The sequence below is a fragment of the Proteus sp. LHD240705 genome (assembly GCF_047921555.1).
Classification (GTDB): domain Bacteria; phylum Pseudomonadota; class Gammaproteobacteria; order Enterobacterales; family Enterobacteriaceae; genus Proteus.
Genome location: NZ_JBLRMI010000007.1, coordinates 210790 through 228723 on the forward strand (window position 1 = coordinate 210790; position 17934 = coordinate 228723).

The 17934-nt window shown below is 39.0% G+C and carries 17 protein-coding genes; 14 read left to right on the top strand and 3 right to left on the bottom strand.

Annotated elements, in window-relative coordinates:
- Nucleotides 1-15: 15 nt before the first annotated feature.
- The 7 genes from rmuC (at nucleotide 16) to tatC (ending at nucleotide 6178) form a co-directional block, all read left to right on the top strand.
- The gene (rmuC, locus tag ACNART_RS14245) at nucleotides 16-1356 is read left to right on the top strand and encodes a DNA recombination protein RmuC (protein WP_109372603.1); all 1341 of its coding nucleotides are present in this window, start codon (nucleotides 16-18) and stop codon (nucleotides 1354-1356) included.
- A gap of 83 nt (nucleotides 1357-1439) precedes the next feature.
- Nucleotides 1440-2195, top strand: a complete 756-nt coding sequence (gene ubiE / locus ACNART_RS14250) for a bifunctional demethylmenaquinone methyltransferase/2-methoxy-6-polyprenyl-1,4-benzoquinol methylase UbiE (protein ID WP_075672293.1) — start codon at nucleotides 1440-1442, stop codon at nucleotides 2193-2195.
- Between the two features lies 1 nt (nucleotide 2196).
- On the top strand, nucleotides 2197-2838 hold the full coding sequence (locus tag ACNART_RS14255; protein ID WP_075672295.1) for a ubiquinone biosynthesis accessory factor UbiJ: 642 nt from the start codon (nucleotides 2197-2199) through the stop codon (nucleotides 2836-2838).
- On the top strand, nucleotides 2838-4475 hold the full coding sequence (gene ubiB / locus ACNART_RS14260) for a ubiquinone biosynthesis regulatory protein kinase UbiB (protein ID WP_196533472.1): 1638 nt from the start codon (nucleotides 2838-2840) through the stop codon (nucleotides 4473-4475). The genes ACNART_RS14255 and ubiB overlap by 1 nt, the downstream gene beginning before the upstream one ends.
- A 125-nt stretch (nucleotides 4476-4600) precedes the next feature.
- Nucleotides 4601-4870, top strand: a complete 270-nt coding sequence (tatA, locus tag ACNART_RS14265; RefSeq protein ID WP_151434098.1) for a Sec-independent protein translocase subunit TatA — start codon at nucleotides 4601-4603, stop codon at nucleotides 4868-4870.
- A gap of 3 nt (nucleotides 4871-4873) precedes the next feature.
- Nucleotides 4874-5389, top strand: a complete 516-nt coding sequence (gene tatB, locus ACNART_RS14270) for a Sec-independent protein translocase protein TatB (protein ID WP_109372599.1) — start codon at nucleotides 4874-4876, stop codon at nucleotides 5387-5389.
- A 3-nt stretch (nucleotides 5390-5392) separates the two neighbouring features.
- Nucleotides 5393-6178 (top strand): Sec-independent protein translocase subunit TatC, encoded by a 786-nt coding sequence (gene tatC, locus ACNART_RS14275; protein ID WP_198620176.1) that lies wholly within the window; start codon nucleotides 5393-5395, stop codon nucleotides 6176-6178.
- Nucleotides 6179-6240: 62 nt separating this feature from the next.
- Here the strand turns inward: tatC and rfaH are convergent, their stop codons facing one another.
- Entirely contained in the window at nucleotides 6241-6741 is a 501-nt protein-coding gene (rfaH, locus tag ACNART_RS14280; RefSeq protein ID WP_198620175.1) for a transcription/translation regulatory transformer protein RfaH, read from the bottom strand.
- Nucleotides 6742-7031: 290 nt separating this feature from the next.
- Between rfaH and pepE the strand changes: the two genes are divergently transcribed.
- The 3 genes from pepE (at nucleotide 7032) to fre (ending at nucleotide 10064) form a co-directional block, all read left to right on the top strand.
- Nucleotides 7032-7757 (top strand): dipeptidase PepE, encoded by a 726-nt coding sequence (gene pepE, locus ACNART_RS14285; RefSeq protein ID WP_100158028.1) that lies wholly within the window; start codon nucleotides 7032-7034, stop codon nucleotides 7755-7757.
- 120 nt (nucleotides 7758-7877) lie between these two features.
- Nucleotides 7878-9347: a 4-hydroxy-3-polyprenylbenzoate decarboxylase gene (gene ubiD / locus ACNART_RS14290; protein WP_198620260.1), complete on the top strand. Its 1470-nt coding sequence runs from the start codon at nucleotides 7878-7880 to the stop codon at nucleotides 9345-9347.
- A 15-nt stretch (nucleotides 9348-9362) separates the two neighbouring features.
- Nucleotides 9363-10064: an NAD(P)H-flavin reductase gene (gene fre, locus ACNART_RS14295; RefSeq protein ID WP_196533469.1), complete on the top strand. Its 702-nt coding sequence runs from the start codon at nucleotides 9363-9365 to the stop codon at nucleotides 10062-10064.
- Nucleotides 10065-10215: 151 nt separating this feature from the next.
- Here the strand turns inward: fre and fadA are convergent, their stop codons facing one another.
- A complete protein-coding gene (gene fadA / locus ACNART_RS14300; protein WP_368927589.1) occupies nucleotides 10216-11379 on the bottom strand; it encodes an acetyl-CoA C-acyltransferase FadA in 1164 nt (387 codons plus the stop codon).
- 11 nt (nucleotides 11380-11390) lie between these two features.
- Nucleotides 11391-13571: a fatty acid oxidation complex subunit alpha FadB gene (fadB, locus tag ACNART_RS14305; protein ID WP_368927587.1), complete on the bottom strand. Its 2181-nt coding sequence runs from the start codon at nucleotides 13569-13571 to the stop codon at nucleotides 11391-11393.
- A gap of 267 nt (nucleotides 13572-13838) precedes the next feature.
- On the opposite strand from fadB, the gene pepQ reads away from it, so the two are divergent.
- From pepQ to hemG, 4 genes are read left to right on the top strand one after another with little or no spacing between them, the layout of a single operon-like run.
- Nucleotides 13839-15173: a Xaa-Pro dipeptidase gene (gene pepQ / locus ACNART_RS14310; protein WP_109372593.1), complete on the top strand. Its 1335-nt coding sequence runs from the start codon at nucleotides 13839-13841 to the stop codon at nucleotides 15171-15173.
- Nucleotides 15173-15793 (top strand): IMPACT family protein, encoded by a 621-nt coding sequence (locus ACNART_RS14315; protein ID WP_368927585.1) that lies wholly within the window; start codon nucleotides 15173-15175, stop codon nucleotides 15791-15793. The genes pepQ and ACNART_RS14315 overlap by 1 nt, the downstream gene beginning before the upstream one ends.
- A gap of 25 nt (nucleotides 15794-15818) precedes the next feature.
- A complete protein-coding gene (gene trkH, locus ACNART_RS14320) occupies nucleotides 15819-17270 on the top strand; it encodes a Trk system potassium transporter TrkH (RefSeq protein ID WP_036914641.1) in 1452 nt (483 codons plus the stop codon).
- Between the two features lie 20 nt (nucleotides 17271-17290).
- Nucleotides 17291-17821 carry a menaquinone-dependent protoporphyrinogen IX dehydrogenase gene (hemG, locus tag ACNART_RS14325; protein WP_198620171.1) on the top strand — a complete coding sequence of 177 codons (531 nt, stop codon included), beginning with the start codon at nucleotides 17291-17293 and terminating at the stop codon, nucleotides 17819-17821.
- The last annotated feature ends 113 nt before the right edge of the window (nucleotides 17822-17934 follow it).

The following is a 17934-nucleotide window of genomic DNA, read 5'->3' on the forward strand; positions in this document are numbered from 1 at the left end:
AAAAAGGTCACTTTAGTGGATATTCAGTTGTTATACGGGATCATTGGTTTATTAGGTGGAGTGCTTGTTGGCGGCGCGCTGGTTTGGTGGTCTATCCAACAACGTTTATCCGATAAAGAAGCCATGCTACGTGAAAATCATACACAGCTTGCTATCGCCCAAGAAAAAGCGGTGATTATCCCCTCTTTACAACAAAATATAGAACAGCTAGAGCAAGAATTACGTGCTCAGAGAGAAATTATTACTTCTCAAGAAGCTGAATTAAGAGAAGTGACAACTCGTTGGGAAGAAAGCCGAATATCCGCAGAAGAAAAACAGCGATTATTAATTAATAGTGAGCAACGGCTTGCAACACAGTTTGAGAACTTAGCTAATCGTATTTTTGAACAGAGTGGGCGTAAAGCCGAAGAGTTAAATCGCCAAGGATTAACCCATTTACTGTCACCATTTCGTGAGCAACTCGAAAGCTTTCGACGACAAGTTCAAGATGGTTTTGGGCAAGAAGCCAGAGAGCGACATACTTTGGTTCATGAAATTCGCCAGCTCCAACAATTAAATGTAAAAATGGCGCAAGAAGCCGTTAACCTAACCAATGCCCTCAAAGGGGATAATAAAGTTCAAGGTAACTGGGGTGAAACGGTATTAGCACGTATATTAGAATCGTCAGGGTTACGCGAAGGTCATGAGTTTGAAACACAGGTGAGTATTCGTCATGAAAATGGTGGGCGTTATCAACCTGATGTCATTGTACATTTACCTCATGGCCGAGATGTTATTATCGACGCTAAAATGTCGCTGGTGGCGTATGAAAAGTATTTTAATAGTGAAGATGATAATCAACGTAAGCAGGCGCTTTGTGCGCATGTAAACTCAATTAGAGCGCATATTAAAGGATTGAGTGTAAAAGATTATCATAAACTACCGGGTATAACGTCTTTAGACTATGTTTTAATGTTTATACCTATTGAGCCCGCTTATCTTGTTGCAATTGGTCATTCTCCAGACTTGCTAGAAGAAGCATTGAAAAACAATATTATGTTAGTTGGGCCATCTACTTTACTTGTTGCTTTGCGTACAATAGCCGCATTGTGGCGTTATGAATATCAAAGCCAAAATGCGCAAGAAATTGCAGACAGAGCGGCTAAAATGTATGACAAATTAAGACTTTTCGTTGATGATATGCAAGGGCTAGGAAATAGTATTCAAAAAGCGCAATCTGGCTATCTATTAGCGATGAAAAAACTCTCTGAAGGTCGTGGAAATCTTATCAGTCAAGCGGAAGGCTTTAAATCCTTAGGGGTTGAGATAAAAAAAACGATTGATAATGATCTCATTGAAAAATCAGCATCTGATTGATTTAATAAAATAAAGAGATAAAGACTTCTGAAAACGGCCAGTACTGAATTTACTAAATTTTGATTAATTAGCGGGCAAATAATATGACTCAACAAACTAAGGAAACAACAGATTTTGGTTTCCAAACCGTTGACAAAGATGATAAACAAACCATGGTTGCAAGGGTTTTTCACTCTGTCGCGTCTAAGTATGATTTAATGAATGACTTGATGTCTTTTGGTGTTCACCGTATCTGGAAACGCTATACCATTGAAGCGAGTGGTGTAAGACGTAACCAACGTGTTCTTGATCTTGCGGGTGGTACTGGTGATTTAACAGCTAAATTTTCTCGTCTCGTGGGCGAAAATGGGGAAGTTGTTTTAGCTGATATCAATGACTCAATGTTGAAAATGGGTCGTGAAAAGCTACGCGACCACGGTATTGTCGGCAATGTTAACTATGTGCAAGCAAATGCTGAAGAGTTACCTTTCCCTGATAACCATTTTGATTGCATTACAATCTCCTTTGGTTTACGTAATGTGACTGATAAAGCAAAAGCTTTACGCTCAATGTTCCGTGTATTAAAGCCAGGTGGACGTCTGCTGGTGTTGGAATTCTCTAAACCTGTTCTTGATCCTTTAAGTAAGATTTATGACGCTTACTCTTTCCATATCCTACCTAAAATTGGTCAAGTGATTGTGAATGATGCTGAAAGTTACCGTTATTTAACGGAGTCCATTCGCATGCATCCAGACCAAGAAACACTAAAAGGTATGATGGAAGAAGCAGGATTTGATCAAGTTACCTATACCAATATGACCGGAGGTATAGTTGCATTACACAAAGGATTTAAATTCTGAGATGGAAAAAGCCACTTTTTCTCATGATATTGCTTCTCAAGTACTGTATCCGCTGCTAACCGCATCCATGGAGACAGCGCTTAATCACGTTTTATATCAGGAAAATGTGCTTAAACCTGCCCGCAATCGCCTTGCGGGCAAAGTGTTGGCGCTTTCTATCAATGAGTTTCCTCGTTCCATCTACTTAGTCTTTAGCGAACAACAAGTTGATGTATTAAGTCAGTGGGATGATGAAACCGATTGTTTGATAAAAACAAAACTATTAACACTGATTAAGCTTCGTGATCGTCAAAAAATGTCAGAACTGATCAACCGTGGTGATATTACTATTGATGGTGATATGCAGGTTGTTCAAAATTGGTCTGCATTATTAGATATGGCGCAGTGGGATCCCGCGCAATATTTAGCTCCTTATATTGGTGATATTGCGGCGCAAAGTCTGACTGTTGTTGCAGGAAAGGGCGTTCAGTTATTTTCTTCACTCTTAAGTCACCAAAAAGATTATTTACGTGACGCGTTAATTGAAGAGTGGAAAACCGCACCTAGTGCATTAGAAACAGTCCATTTTTATGATGAAATAGAAGAACTTGCACAGCAAACCGCCGAACTGGAAAAACGGTTAGGCACATTGGAGAAAAAATAATGCTCCTTAGTGAGTTAAAGCGCCTCTATCATATTATTCAGGTATTTTTATCTTATGGGCTTGATGAGTTAATTCCTAAACACCGAATTACTTTACCTGTAAGATTAGGATGCCGAGCACTATTTTGGATCAAAAATAAACATCCAGAAAAACCATTAGGTGAACGCTTACGACTCGCATTGCAAACATTAGGTCCTGTTTGGATTAAATTAGGCCAAATGTTATCAACTCGACGTGATCTTTTCCCTCCTCAAATCGCTGACCAGCTTGCTTTATTGCAAGACAAAGTTGCTCCTTTTGATGGTAAGAAAGCACGACAATATATTGAAAACTCATTTGGTTGCCCTATCGACCAATGGTTTGATGATTTTGATGAAACTCCACTCGCTTCCGCTTCTATTGCGCAGGTTCACACTGCAAAATTAAAAGAAAACGGCAAAGAAGTGGTACTAAAAGTTATTCGTCCCGATATTCAACCAGTGATCAAAGCGGATATCCGTTTGATGTATCGCTTGGCAAATCTATTACCGTTTTTACCTGATGGTCGTCGTTTACGGCCAAAAGAGGTGATCCGCGAATACGAGAAAACATTACTTGATGAGCTAAATTTACTGCGTGAAGCTGCGAATGCTATTCAGCTACGTCGTAATTTTGAAAATAGCTCAATGTTGTATATTCCTGAAGTGTATTCAGATTATTGCCATGAAAACGTGATGGTAATGGAGCGTATTTATGGTATTCCCGTTTCTGATATTGAAGCGTTGAATGCACAAAAGACAAATATGAAGCTTCTTGCAGAGCGTGGTGTAAAAGTCTTTTTCACTCAGGTGTTTAGAGACAGTTTTTTCCATGCTGATATGCATCCTGGTAATGTGTTCATTAGCTATGATCACCCTGAGAACCCATATTATATCGGTATTGATTGCGGTATTGTTGGCTCATTAAATAAAGAAGATAAACGCTATTTAGCTGAAAACTTCTTAGCTTTCTTTAACCGTGATTATCGAAAAGTTGCAGAATTACATGTTGATTCGGGCTGGGTGCCAGCAGATACCAATGTGGAAGATTTTGAATTTGCGATCCGCACTGTGTGTGAACCGATTTTTGAAAAACCACTTTCTGAAATCTCATTTGGACATGTGTTACTTAATCTTTTCAATACAGCACGTCGTTTCAATATGGAAGTACAACCGCAATTAGTTTTACTTCAAAAAACATTGCTTTATGTTGAAGGGCTTGGACGCCAATTATATCCACAATTGGATTTATGGAAAACGGCAAAACCTTTCTTAGAAGATTGGTTGCATAGTCAAATTGGTATCACGGCATTAATGAACGGTATCAAGAGTAAGGCACCTTATTGGATTGAAAAAATGCCAGAGATACCAGAGCTGGTTTATGATAGTCTGAAACAACATAAAAATATGAAGTTAACGCTAGACAAATTGACGGAACAAATAGGTTCTCAAAGAGTCAAACAGAGACAGTCTTTATTTTTATTGGGTATAGGTACAACACTGTTTTTATGCGGTAGCCTGTTTTTTGTTTCTGGTTTTAAAACATTATTCAGTGTTTTTATCAGTTTAGGTCTTCTTGCATGGATTTTGGGTTGGTTTAGATCTGGTAATGCACAATAAAAACACATCAAAGTTTGTCTTTGAGCAAGTTAAAAGATGAATTCGAGATTCCCGAAAATTGAATTCGTTGTATATAATGGGCACTGTTATTAAGTATAACCCCGAAAATAGTTGAGGAACATAAAATGGGCGGTATTAGCATTTGGCAATTACTCATCATCGCTGTCATCGTTGTCTTATTATTTGGTACAAATAAACTGCGCACATTAGGCTCAGATTTAGGCGCATCAGTAAAAGGCTTTAAAAAAGCGATTGGTGACGAAACTGCAGATAAAGACACCAGCAACGCTGAAAAAACAAATAATGACGCAGATTTTGATACTAAAAATTTAGCGCAGAAGACTTCAACAGAAGAGAAGTCTACAACTGAGAGCAAAAACAAAGAGCAGGTGTAAACCGTGTTTGACATTGGTTTTAGTCAGCTGCTATTGGTCATGGTGATTGGTCTTGTTTTTCTGGGGCCAGAACGTTTGCCCGTAGCAGTAAAAACAATTGCTGGCTGGGTAAGGGCGCTACGCTCTTTGGCTGCGAATGTGCAAAATGAACTGACTCAAGAACTAAAACTTCAAGAACTCCAAGAGAGCTTGAAAAAAGTTGAAGAGAAAGCGAATTTGCAAACGTTATCGCCAGAGCTGAAAGCGTCTATGGATGAGTTAAAAGAGGCTGCACAGTCTTTAAAACAAACTTATCATGCACCTACAACGCCAGACTCCACGAAAGAGCAGTCTGTAAAAACCGACTCTACGGAACCTTCACCTTCTGATTTAGCTGCACTTGCTGAAGCTGATGAAGTTAATGATGATGCTAATCGCCATAAACCTGTGGCAGAAAGTGTTACAAAGACAGAAGTTCCTGTTACTCAACCAGTAACAATAGAGAAAAAAACAACTGATCAGGTCAATGGTGAGCATTAAAACATGGCAGTAAATGATACCCAACCGCTGATCAGCCATTTAATAGAACTTCGTAAGCGTTTGATGTATAGCTTAGTCTCAGTTCTAGTGGTTTTTTTAGCGCTGGTTTATTTTTCTAACGATATCTATCAATTAGTCTCGGCTCCATTACTCGATAAGTTGCCAAAAGGGTCAAATATGAGTGCGACGGATGTTGCCTCTACCTTTTTGACTCCGATTAAATTGACAATCATGGTATCCATTTTTGCTTCTGTACCTATTATTCTTTATCAGGTATGGGCTTTTATCGCACCAGCATTGTATAAACACGAACGCCGCTTAATGCTGCCATTACTTGTTTCAAGTACGGTATTATTCTATCTCGGTATGGCGTTTGCTTATTTTGTTGTGTTCCCTCTCGCGTTTGGCTTCTTTGTTAATACAACCCCTGAAGGGGTTAACTTTATTCCAGATATCAGTAAATATCTAAGTTTCGTAATGACGTTATTTATGGCGTTTGGTGCAGCTTTTGAAGTACCTATTGCGATTATTTTACTGTGCTGGAGTGGTGTAACGACACCTGAAGCATTAAAGAAAAAACGCCCTTATATTCTTGTAGGTGCCTTTGTCGTTGGTATGATCTTGACACCACCAGATGTTTTCTCTCAAACCTTACTCGCAATACCTATGTACTTACTGTTTGAAATCGGTGTCATGGTATCGCGCTTTTATGTAGGTAAGGGAAGAAGAACAGATGAAGAAGGAGCTGAGGAAGCAGAGGCCGAAACTGAAGCAGAACAGCAAAAATAATTTTAGAACCGATTTTCTAAAATCATATGATATTAGCCCAGCAATTGCTGGGTTAAATTTTTCTAGAGCAACTCTTTTTTAAACTCTTTATTTCCCACTGATTTTTTCACTTCACTATTTAATATATTTAAAAGCAAAATCGAACGGGCTTCACCATCAGGCTCTTGATATATGGCTTTGATCCCTTGAAAAATCCCCTCTGTTATTAATACGCTATCGCCACTGTGAGGTACATTTTCTTCGCTATAAGTGAGAGAAGAAAGCTGAGGGATTTGCAGTGTATCAATCACATCTTGAGGAACAGTGACAGGATATTGCCCAAAGCGAACAAATGAGTTTACTCCACGCGTTGAGTTAATGGTCGTGGTATGGATCACTTCAGGATCGAACTCTATAAAAAGATAATTAGGGAAAAGCGGTTCTGTTACGGTAGTGCGCTTTCCTCTTAGTACTTTTTCTATGGTTACCATAGGTGTAAAACAACCCACTTGCTGACGTTCTAAGTGTTCGATAGCACGAGGAATTTGTCCTCGTTTGCAATACAGCAAATGCCAGTTTTTCATAATAGAGACAATAGGTTAGTTAAATTTAATTTAAGTGATAATAGCAAATTTATCATTAAGGTAACAGTCATCTATCGGGGGATTAAATAAAAAATAGGTTAACGTGGTTTTATACTGAAAAAAGAACAGAAAAGCTGTGTTTATTCGCAATAAAAAGGCTTGTTTTTGTTACTTTCACTTGGATCTCGGATAGAGGTAACAAGTTAATAAAAAAGTGATGGTAAAAATAAGAAAAAGCTCTCAAGATAATTATCTTAGAATTTTGTTCATAATTATAAAGAGGTTCTGTAATGGAAGTTTTTTTATTAAGTAACGGAAAAATTGCCGGGGATCCACGTTGGTTAAGTTATGCAAAAGATAATATCGATAGCATGATTAAAAAACGCGGTATTCGTTCTGCTGTATTAATTGCTTATGCCGTTATTCGTTCCGATCATGATCAACGTGCTCGTGATTTATCAGAAGTGTTAGGTATTGAAGTTACTTGTATTGAACATTTTGATTCAGAAGTTGATGCAATCAACAATGCAGAATGTATTTTAGTCAGTGGTGGCAATACTTGGTTATTAAACCAAATGCTGCATGAGAAAGGATTAGTTGTTCCAATCCAACGCGCCGTACGTGAGCGTAATATTCCGTATATTGGTTGGAGCGCAGGTTGTAACGTCGCGACACCAACAATTCGTACCACTAATGATATGCCTGTACGTTCCTCTGTTATTATGCCTTCATTAGGCCTATTCCCTGTTCAAATTAACCCACATTACATTGATGCTTCTATCAGTGGTCATATGGGTGAAACTCGTGATGAGCGTATTGCAGAGTTTTGTGCAATTAACCCTGAAGAGATTGTTGTGGCTATCCGTGAAGGAAGTTACTTATATATTCAAGGTGAAGAATTACGTTATTACAGCGCTAAAAATGAAGGTTTTAAAATCTTCCAACATGGAAAAACATTCCCTGAACAGTTTGATACTAAGTTACTTTCAGAGTGGGTTCCATTCCGCTGTTTATAAGTATAGTGAACGCTATTAAATAAAAAGCATTGCATTTTAGTGAGTTATGCGTTTAGCTTATAGCGTCTCAAAGAGGGCATTGGCCCTCTTTTCTTTCACTCACTGGCTCGTAAGATTATGATGAAATACCGCGATTTAAGAGATTTCCTTTCATTATTAGAAGAAAAAGGTGAATTAAAACGTATCGCCTATGAAATAGATCCCTACCTTGAAATGACCGAAATAGCGGACAGAACTTTACGTGCCGGTGGGCCAGCGCTGTTGTTTGAAAATCCTAAAGGGTATGATATGCCCGTGCTTTGTAACTTATTTGGTACACCAGAGCGTGTGGCAATGGGGATGGGGCAAGATGATGTTAAAGCCTTACACGAAGTTGGAAAGCTATTGGCTTTTCTAAAAGAGCCTGATCCTCCGAAAGGTTTTCGTGATCTCTTTGATAAGTTACCTAAGTTTAAACAAGTTTTAAATATGCCAACAAAACGCTTGAGTAAAGCGCCTTGTCAGGAAGTGGTTTTAACAGGTGATGATGTTGATCTCACAAAAATTCCTGTTATGCATTGTTGGCCTGAAGATGCGGCACCTTTGATTACTTGGGGATTAACGGTGACTCGTGGCCCATTGAAAGAGCGCCAAAATCTCGGTATTTATCGCCAGCAGGTGCTGGGTAAAAATAAAGTGATTATGCGCTGGTTATCGCATCGTGGTGGTGCGTTAGATTTTCAAGAGTGGTGTCAAAAACATCCCGGTGAGCGATTCCCTGTTTCCGTAGCATTAGGGGCAGATCCTGCGACTATTTTAGGTGCAGTAACACCTGTACCAGATACCTTATCTGAATATGCATTCGCGGGTTTATTACGGGGCAATAAATCAGAAGTTGTAAAATGTCTTTCAAATGATCTTGAAGTCCCTGCAAGTGCTGAAATTATCCTTGAAGGTTACATTGAACCAGGCGAATTAGCCCCAGAAGGGCCATATGGTGATCACACAGGATATTATAATGAGATTGACTCTTTCCCTGTGTTTACCATTACGCATTTAACGCGCCGTAAAGATGCAATTTATCATTCAACCTATACAGGTCGTCCACCTGATGAACCCGCAGTATTAGGTGTTGCGTTGAATGAAGTGCTTGTTCCGATATTACAAAAACAGTTTCCTGAAATTGTCGATTTTTATCTACCTCCTGAAGGATGTTCTTACCGTTTAGCCGTTGTGACAATGAAGAAACAGTATGCGGGTCATGCTAAACGCGTAATGATGGGAGTTTGGTCTTACTTACGGCAATTTATGTACACCAAATTTGTGATTGTTTGCGATGATGATGTTAATGCAAGAGATTGGAAAGATGTGATTTGGGCAATTACGACCAGAATGGATCCTGCAAGAGATACCATTATGATGGAAAATACGCCTATTGATTATCTCGACTTCGCTTCACCTGTTTCAGGATTGGGATCAAAAATGGGTCTTGATGCGACGAACAAATGGCCGGGTGAGACAGATAGAGAATGGGGTAGACCTATTGTGATGTCTGATGAAGTTAAGCAACGAGTCGATACTATTTGGGAACAGCTCGATATTCTTAAATAAGAACAGAGGAACAACATGGCAATATTGAATTGTAAAGTCTCACTTGTTGAGCCGATGACAGATACGGTTTATCGGGTAAGGCTATTACCTGATGGCGAATTTGATTTTCAGGCTGGACAATATCTTTTAGCTGTTATGGATGAGCGTGATAAACGTCCTTTTTCTATTGCATCTATACCTGAAAATAAAGACTTTATTGAACTTCATATTGGTGCGTCTGAACTCAATCTTTATGCGATGGCAGTGCTTGATGTGATATTAGAAAAACAGCAGCTTACCATTGATATTCCTCATGGGAATGCGTGGTTTCAAAAAGAGAGTCAACGTCCATTACTATTGATTGCTGGCGGTACAGGATTCTCTTATACCCATTCAATTCTATTGGCCGCGTTAGCTGAAAATCCTCAACGACCTATTACAATTTATTGGGGGGGAAGAGAAAGCGTTCATCTCTATGATCTCAATGAATTACAAGAATTATCAGAATTGCATCCATCGTTATCCGTTATTCCAGTTGTTGAACAGCCTGATGAGACTTGGCGTGGCCGCAAAGGTACGGTATTAACGGCAATAAGCGAAGATTTTGGTGATTTATCAGAATATGATATTTACATCGCAGGGCGTTTTGAAATGGCGAAAATAGCCAGAGATCGCTTTTGTAATGAGCGTAATGCAGATAAAACTCGCTTATTTAGCGATGCCTTTGAATTTATCTGATAAAACGATAGTACCCCGTTATTTGTTATTATTTTCGTTTTTAAAACCATAAAAAAACCCGCCCCTGACGGCGGGAAAATGGTTTCTAACCATGCAATCGAAAAGAATACGTTCCCCTAACGATCAGAGCGTGGATATACAGAATATCGTATTAAACACGTTCTATAATCGTTGCAATACCTTGTCCTAATCCAATACACATTGTGGCTAAGCCAAATTGTGCATCTTTACGCTCCATAATATTTAATAATGAAGTGGTTATTCGAGAGCCTGAACATCCTAAAGGATGCCCTAAGGCAATTGCTCCGCCATTTAAATTAATCTTGTCATCTATGCTATCGAGCAGATTCATTTTCTTCATACATGCTAATGACTGTGCGGCAAATGCTTCATTTAGCTCAAAAATATCAATATCACCTAATGTTAATCCTGCTTTTTTCAACGCGATTTCTGTTGCAGGAACAGGGCCATAACCCATAATTGCAGGATCACATCCTGTCACTGCCATAGAACGAATAATGGCACGAGGCTTTAAATTATGCTCTTTAGCATAACGTTCACTGGTTATAAACATGGCGGATGCACCATCAGAAACTGCGGATGAATTGCCTGCTGTAACAGAGCCCGTAGCAGGATCAAACACAGGTTTAAGCTGGGCTAATTCATCAAGGCTTGGGTTATAACGAATAACTTCATCATTTTTGACATTAATAAAATTACCTGTTGCATCATGACCATTAATCGCAATTATCTCATTATCAAAATAGCCTTGTTGCGTTGCAAGAGCCGCTAAATGATGAGAACGGTAAGAGAATTTATCTTGTTCTTCGCGTGAAATTTGGAATGATTTAGCCAGCATCTCTGCCGTTAATCCCATTGAAAATGAGGCTTTAGCGACAGAAAGATTAAGTGATGGATTAAAATCTGCATTATAAGTCATCGGTACGTGACCCATATGTTCAACACCGCCAATTAATGCTACTTGACTATCACCCAGCATAATTTGGCGTGCACCATCATGTAATGCTTGCATTGATGAACCACATAACCGATTAACTGTAACTGCCGGAACCTTGTGTGGAAGTTCAGCCAATAACGCCGCATTACGAGCAATATTAAAACCTTGCTCTAAAGTTTGTTGTACACAGCCCCAAATCACATCACCAATATCATTAGGATTAATATTCGGATTGCGTGTTAGTAGTGCTTGCATCAATTGTGCAGAGAGATTTTCCGCTCTGATATGGCGAAATGCACCACCTTTTGAGCGTCCCATTGGAGTACGAATACCATCAATTATGACAACCTTTTCCATTTCATATCTCCTTAAGCGAGTTCTCTGATGTTAACATCTACTTTTGCGGGCTTTGGATAATAGGTTTCGTTGCGTTGCGCTTTCTGTTTTAAGCTTTCAGGAATTTGATAAAGAGATCCTAATGAGGCGTATTGCTGTGCATCTGCAACAAATTGCGCTAATCCGATGGTATCAAGATAACGGAAGACACCTCCTCGGAAAGGAGGGAAGCCTAAGCCATAAACTAATGCAATATCAGCTTCTGCTGGTGAAGCAATAATACCTTCATCTAAACAACGGATAACTTCATTGATCATCGGGATCATCATGCGAGCGATAATTACATCTTGGCTAAAATCTTGTGTTTTGCCAGCATTTTGCTGAATAAGCGTTTGAATTTGACCATCAACAGATTTCTGCTTTTTACCCCGTTTATCAACTGTGTAATTATAGAAACCATGATTATTTTTCTGACCATATCGCTGTTGCTCATATAAAAGAGCAATAGCATCTCGTTCAATTGTACCCATTCTGTCAGGGAAACCCTGAGCCATTACGGCTTGAGCATGATTTGCCGTATCAATGCCTACAACATCAAGTAGGTACGCCGGTCCCATAGGCCAGCCAAATACTTTTTCCATCACTTTATCTACAGCAAGAAAATCAGCACCATCTCTTAGTAATAGAGAGAACCCAGCAAAATAAGGAAAGAGGACACGGTTTACAAAGAAACCAGGGCAATCATTAACGATAATCGGTGTTTTACCCATTTTACTAGCGTAACTGACAATACGGTTAATCGTCTCTTCACTGGTTTTTTCACCTTTTATGATTTCAACCAGTGGCATTCGATGAACTGGGTTAAAGAAGTGCATCCCACAGAAATTCTCAGGACGCTTTAAGGATTTTGCGAGCAGGGAAATAGGGATTGTAGAGGTATTTGACGCAAGTACCGCGTGATCAGCTAATAGTGCTTCTGTTTCTGCGAGTACAGTTGCTTTTACTTTGGGATTTTCAACAACGGCTTCAACCACAACATCCGCATCACTGACAGAAACATAATTCAATGTAGGTTGAATAGAGGCGAGCGTTTTTGCCATATCTACGGCACTCATTCGACCTTTTTCTTGGCGTTTTTGTAATAGGCTTAACGCTTCATTCATACCAAGCTCAAGGGATTTTTGGTTAATATCTTTCATTACAACGGGAATACCTTTTAAGGCAGATTGGTAGGATATTCCACCGCCCATTATCCCAGCGCCTAAGACCGCCGCTTGTTTAGGTAATTCAGCATGACGTTTTTTCGTGATATTTTTGACATACTGATCATTAAGGAAAATACCGACTAAGGCTTTTGCAACATCAGTACGTGTGAGTTTGACAAAATTTTCAGTTTCGATAGCCAGTGCTTCATCTCTATTTAGAAATGCCGCTTTTTCAATAGTTCTTACTGCCGTGATCGGTGCTGGATAGTGAGGGCCTGCTACTTTCATCACCATACCTTTAGCCACACTGAAAGACATTTTATGTTCAAGCTCTGTCAGTCTTAATGGTGCTATTTTTGGATGACGTGCAGCTTTCCAATCAATTTTGCCTTCAATTGCTTGCTCGATTAGCGAAATAGCACTTTCTTTTAAATTTTCTAGAGGGACAATTGCTTGGATTAATCCATTTTTAAGTGCAGTTTGGGCATCAACATCTTTACCAGCAGTAATAATTTCTAATGCGTTATCGACACCAATCAAACGAGGAAGGCGTACTGAACCGCCAAAGCCAGGCATGATCCCAAGTCTTGTTTCTGGTAAACCGATACGTAAATCAGGAGAAGCAATACGAAAATCAGTAGCAAGTACGCACTCGCAACCACCGCCAAGGGCATAGCCATTGATAGCAGAAACGGTAGGAACAGGTAGGTCTTCAAGTCGACTAAAAATCTGATTAGAGAAGTGTAGCCACTGAGTTAATTCTTCTTCAGGGGCATCAAAAAGGGATAAAAACTCGGTAATATCAGCACCGACAATAAAAGCCGGTTTTTCGGAACGCAAGATAACACCTTTCAGGCCTGGTGTTGCTTCTAATACGGTTAAAGCTTCACTTAGCATTGCAACCGTTTTGGTATCTAATTTGTTAATAGAACCTTTGGCGTTAAAAATGAGTTCAACAATACCTTGTTTCACCCAATCGGCTTGAATATTTTCGCTTTGATAGAGCATTTGTATTCTCCCTAAATGTATAGACTGGTATGACCAGATAATAAGAGTGTGAATACTATGTTAAATAAATGCAAATATTTGATTAAAAAACTGCAAGGGTGATCACAGTGAAATTATTCAACTTATTGAATTCTATGTTGTTGCTCAGTTTGATAAAACGAGGGGAGATAAATCGGTAATAATCTATTTTTGTTATGGGGTTAGCCACTCAAAGAGTTGGCGTGTTAAGCTGAATCATTAACAATGAATAAGATAAGGTAATTAATAATGGAAAAATTGCTCTCTCTGTACCAAGAACATATCAAAACTCTACAAAATCGTACTCGTGATGCTTTATCCAGACACCATCTTGATTCGGTATTAATTCATTCTGGTGAACCTATCCGTGTTTTCCTTGATGACAGTGATTACCCTTTTAAAGTGAATGCTCATTTTAAAGCATGGGTGCCTGTAACAGATGTACCACATTGTTGGTTATTAGCGGATGGTGTTAATAAACCTAAATTATGGTTCTATTCCCCAGTTGACTATTGGCACAGTGTTGAAGCTTTACCAAGTAGCTATTGGACTCATGAAGTTGAGTTAATTCATCTTAAAAATGTTGATGATATTCAGAAAGAGCTAGCACCTTATATTAATAAAAATACCGCTTATATTGGTCCAAATATACAGCGAGCAGAATCATTAGGTGTGAGTATTGATAATATCAACAATCAATCTCTTCTTAATTATTATCATTATTACCGCGCCTATAAAACAGGTTATGAATTAGCTTGTATGCGTGAAGCACAAAAAATGGCCGTCAACGGACATATTGCCGCTCATGAAGCTTTTCAAGCTGGATTAAGTGAGTTTGATATTAATATGGCGTATTTAATGGCTACGGGTCATCGTGATACCGATGTTCCTTACGGCAATATTGTCGCATTAAATGAACACGCCGCTGTTTTGCACTACACCAAATTAGATCATGAATCACCAGATGAATATCGTAGTTTCCTTATTGATGCCGGTGCAGAGTATAATGGCTACGCAGCAGATATCACTCGTACTTATAGCGCAAAAGAAAATCATGAATTTACTTCATTAGTTAAAGATATGAATGATGCGCAACAAGCGCTGATTGCAACGATGAAAGCGGGTGTGCGTTATACTGAATACCATGTTCAAATGCATCGACGTATTGCTGGGCTACTTAATAAATACGGTATTGTTAAAGGTGTGAGTGAAGAAGAGATGGTGAGTGCTGGATTAACTACACCATTTTTACCTCATGGCTTAGGGCATGCTTTAGGTCTGCAAGTTCATGATGCAGCTGGATTTATGCAAGATGATAAAGGAACCCACTTAGCGGCTCCTGCAATGTATCCATTCTTACGTTGCACACGTATTGTTGAACCAGGCATGGTATTAACAATTGAACCTGGATTTTACTTTATCGACTCTCTGCTAGAGCCTTGGAAAGAAGGAAAATACAGTACTCATTTCAATTGGAAGCTTATTGAGCATTTCAAACCATTTGGTGGTATTCGTATTGAAGATAATATTATTATCCACGATAACAAAATTGAAAATATGACCAGAGATTTACACTTAGCCTGATGAAAGCGTATTTGATCCCCGCTGAAACCGTAGAATTCAGTGAAGAAATAAAGAAGAGTCGTTTTATTACATTTATTGCTCACACTGAAGGTATTGATGCAGCAAAAGTGTATATCCAGTCTATCAAAGAACAATTTCCTGATGCCCGGCACCACTGTTGGGCTTTTGTTGCAGGAAGACCCGATGACTCACAACAATTAGGTTTTTCTGATGATGGTGAGCCAACAGGTACTGCGGGAAAACCTATTCTTGCACCTCTTTTAGGGAGTGGAATGGGAGAAGTTACCGCAGTGGTTGTTCGGTATTTCGGTGGGATCAAATTAGGAACTGGTGGGTTAGTTAGAGCTTATGGCAGTGGTGTTCAACAAGCATTAAAGCTTTTGCCAACAAAAACGAAAGTGCCACAGTTGCGTTTTAGTGTAGCGTGTGAATATTCACTGGTTTCATTACTTGAACAAGTTGTTGAACAATATCAGGGGCAAGTACTTTCAAGTGAATATACTGATAAAGTCACTTTTATACTTTCATTGCCTGCCGTGCATAGCGGTGAAGTTGAAGTTAAACTACGTGATATAAGTCGTGGCAGTATGCAATTAATCCCGTTAGATAAAAATGAATAATCTTTGCTACCAAGGAAATCGCTAAATGCATTTTCGTTCAATAACCCGTATTGTCGGACTGCTTGTTATCTTATTTTCTGTCACGATGATCATTCCTGGTATTGTTGCATTAATATATCGAGATGGTGCAGGGCGTGCATTTAGCCAAACATTTATTGTAGCCTTGATCATTGGGTTAATGCTGTGGATCCCCAATCGACATAAAAAAAGTGAGCTTAAGCCTAAAGAAGGCTTTCTTATTGTTGTCTTATTTTGGACGGTACTGGGTAGTGTAGGGGCATTGCCGTTTATCTTTTCTGAGCAACCTCATCTTTCTATTACTGATGCCTTTTTTGAATCTTTCTCTGGACTGACTACAACAGGAGCCACAACGCTTGTAGGGCTAGATTCATTACCTAAAGCTATTCTGTTTTATCGCCAAATGCTCCAATGGTTAGGAGGAATGGGGATCATCGTATTAGCTGTCGCTATTCTCCCTCTTTTAGGTGTTGGGGGAATGCAGTTATATCGCGCAGAAATGCCAGGTCCATTGAAAGATAACAAAATGCGGCCTCGAATTGCAGAAACAGCGAAAGCACTTTGGCTTATCTATGTCTTATTAACGATCATTTGTGCCTTAGCATTATGGATTGCGGGCATGGATGTGTTTGATGCTATTTCTCATAGCTTTTCAACTATTGCAATTGGTGGGTTTTCTACTCACGATGCCAGTATTGGTTATTTTAATAGCCCAACCATTAACATCATTATTGGTGTATTTCTTCTGATTTCTGGTTGTAACTTTGGTTTGCACTTTGCCGTACTAACGGGAAGAAGCTTAAATATTTATTGGCGTGATCCTGAATTTCGTATGTTTATCTCAATTCAATTGGGATTAGTCATTATCTGTAGCGGTATTCTATGGCTTTATTCTGTATACGACACAGGATGGATAACCATAAACCAGGCTTTTTTCCAAGTTGTCTCTATGGCGACAACTGCGGGATTTGCCACGGATAGCTTTGCACAATGGCCTGCATTTTTGCCTCTTCTATTATTATGCTCGGCGTTTATTGGTGGCTGTGCAGGATCAACGGGTGGGGGATTGAAAGTCATTCGTATCTTGCTTTTATTCCTACAAGGGAATCGTGAATTAAAACGTCTTGTTCACCCAAATGCGGTTTATACCATCAAACTTGGTCACCGAGCATTACCCGAACGTATTATTGAAGCTGTGTGGGGATTTTTCTCCGCTTATGCGCTGGTCTTTATTATTAGCTTAATGTTGTTGATAGCAACAGGCGTTGATGAATTTTCTGCATTTTCTGCTATTGCCACTACATTAAATAATCTTGGTCCTGGATTAGGGATTGTCGCCGATAACTTCACGACAATGAATCCAGCTGCAAAATGGATATTGGTCGTGACAATGTTATTTGGGCGACTAGAAGTTTTCACACTATTGGTTTTATTTACCCCAACGTTTTGGCGTGATTAACCTAATACAAGGAGTAATGTATGAGCGCGCTATTGTTGTATTGTAGTACTGATGGTCAAACTAAAAAAATAATGACACAAATCGCGAATGAATTAAGACAACACGGTCATGAATGTGATGTGAGAGATTTAACCTCTGTTCAGCAGAGTTTAAATTTATCTGCTTATAATAAAGTCTTAGTGGGCGCTTCGATTCGTTATGGTTACTTTAATAAAGCGCTCGATAAATTTATCACTCGTCATCTTGCACAATTGAATAGTATGCCGTCCGCATTCTTTGGCGTTAATCTTACGGCAAGAAAAGCAGAAAAGAATACACCCGAGACGAATGCTTATATGCGTAAGTTTTTAGATAAGACTCCATGGAAACCAACGTTAACGGGTGTCTTTGCTGGCGCACTTTTTTATCCTCGTTATAAATGGATTGATAGAGTTATGATCCAATTAATTATGAAGATGACTAAAGGTGAAACGGATCCTACAAAAGAAATTGAATATACTGATTGGAATAAAGTAAGCGAATTTGCGGCGCATTTTGCTAAAATTGAGTGATATTTAATCTTTACTGTGGGGTTTTTATACGTCTTGTTGGAGTTTTGAACGAACAGTAAATTATTTTAAAAAAACACTTGCGCTAATCCGAGATCTCCCTATAATGCGCATCC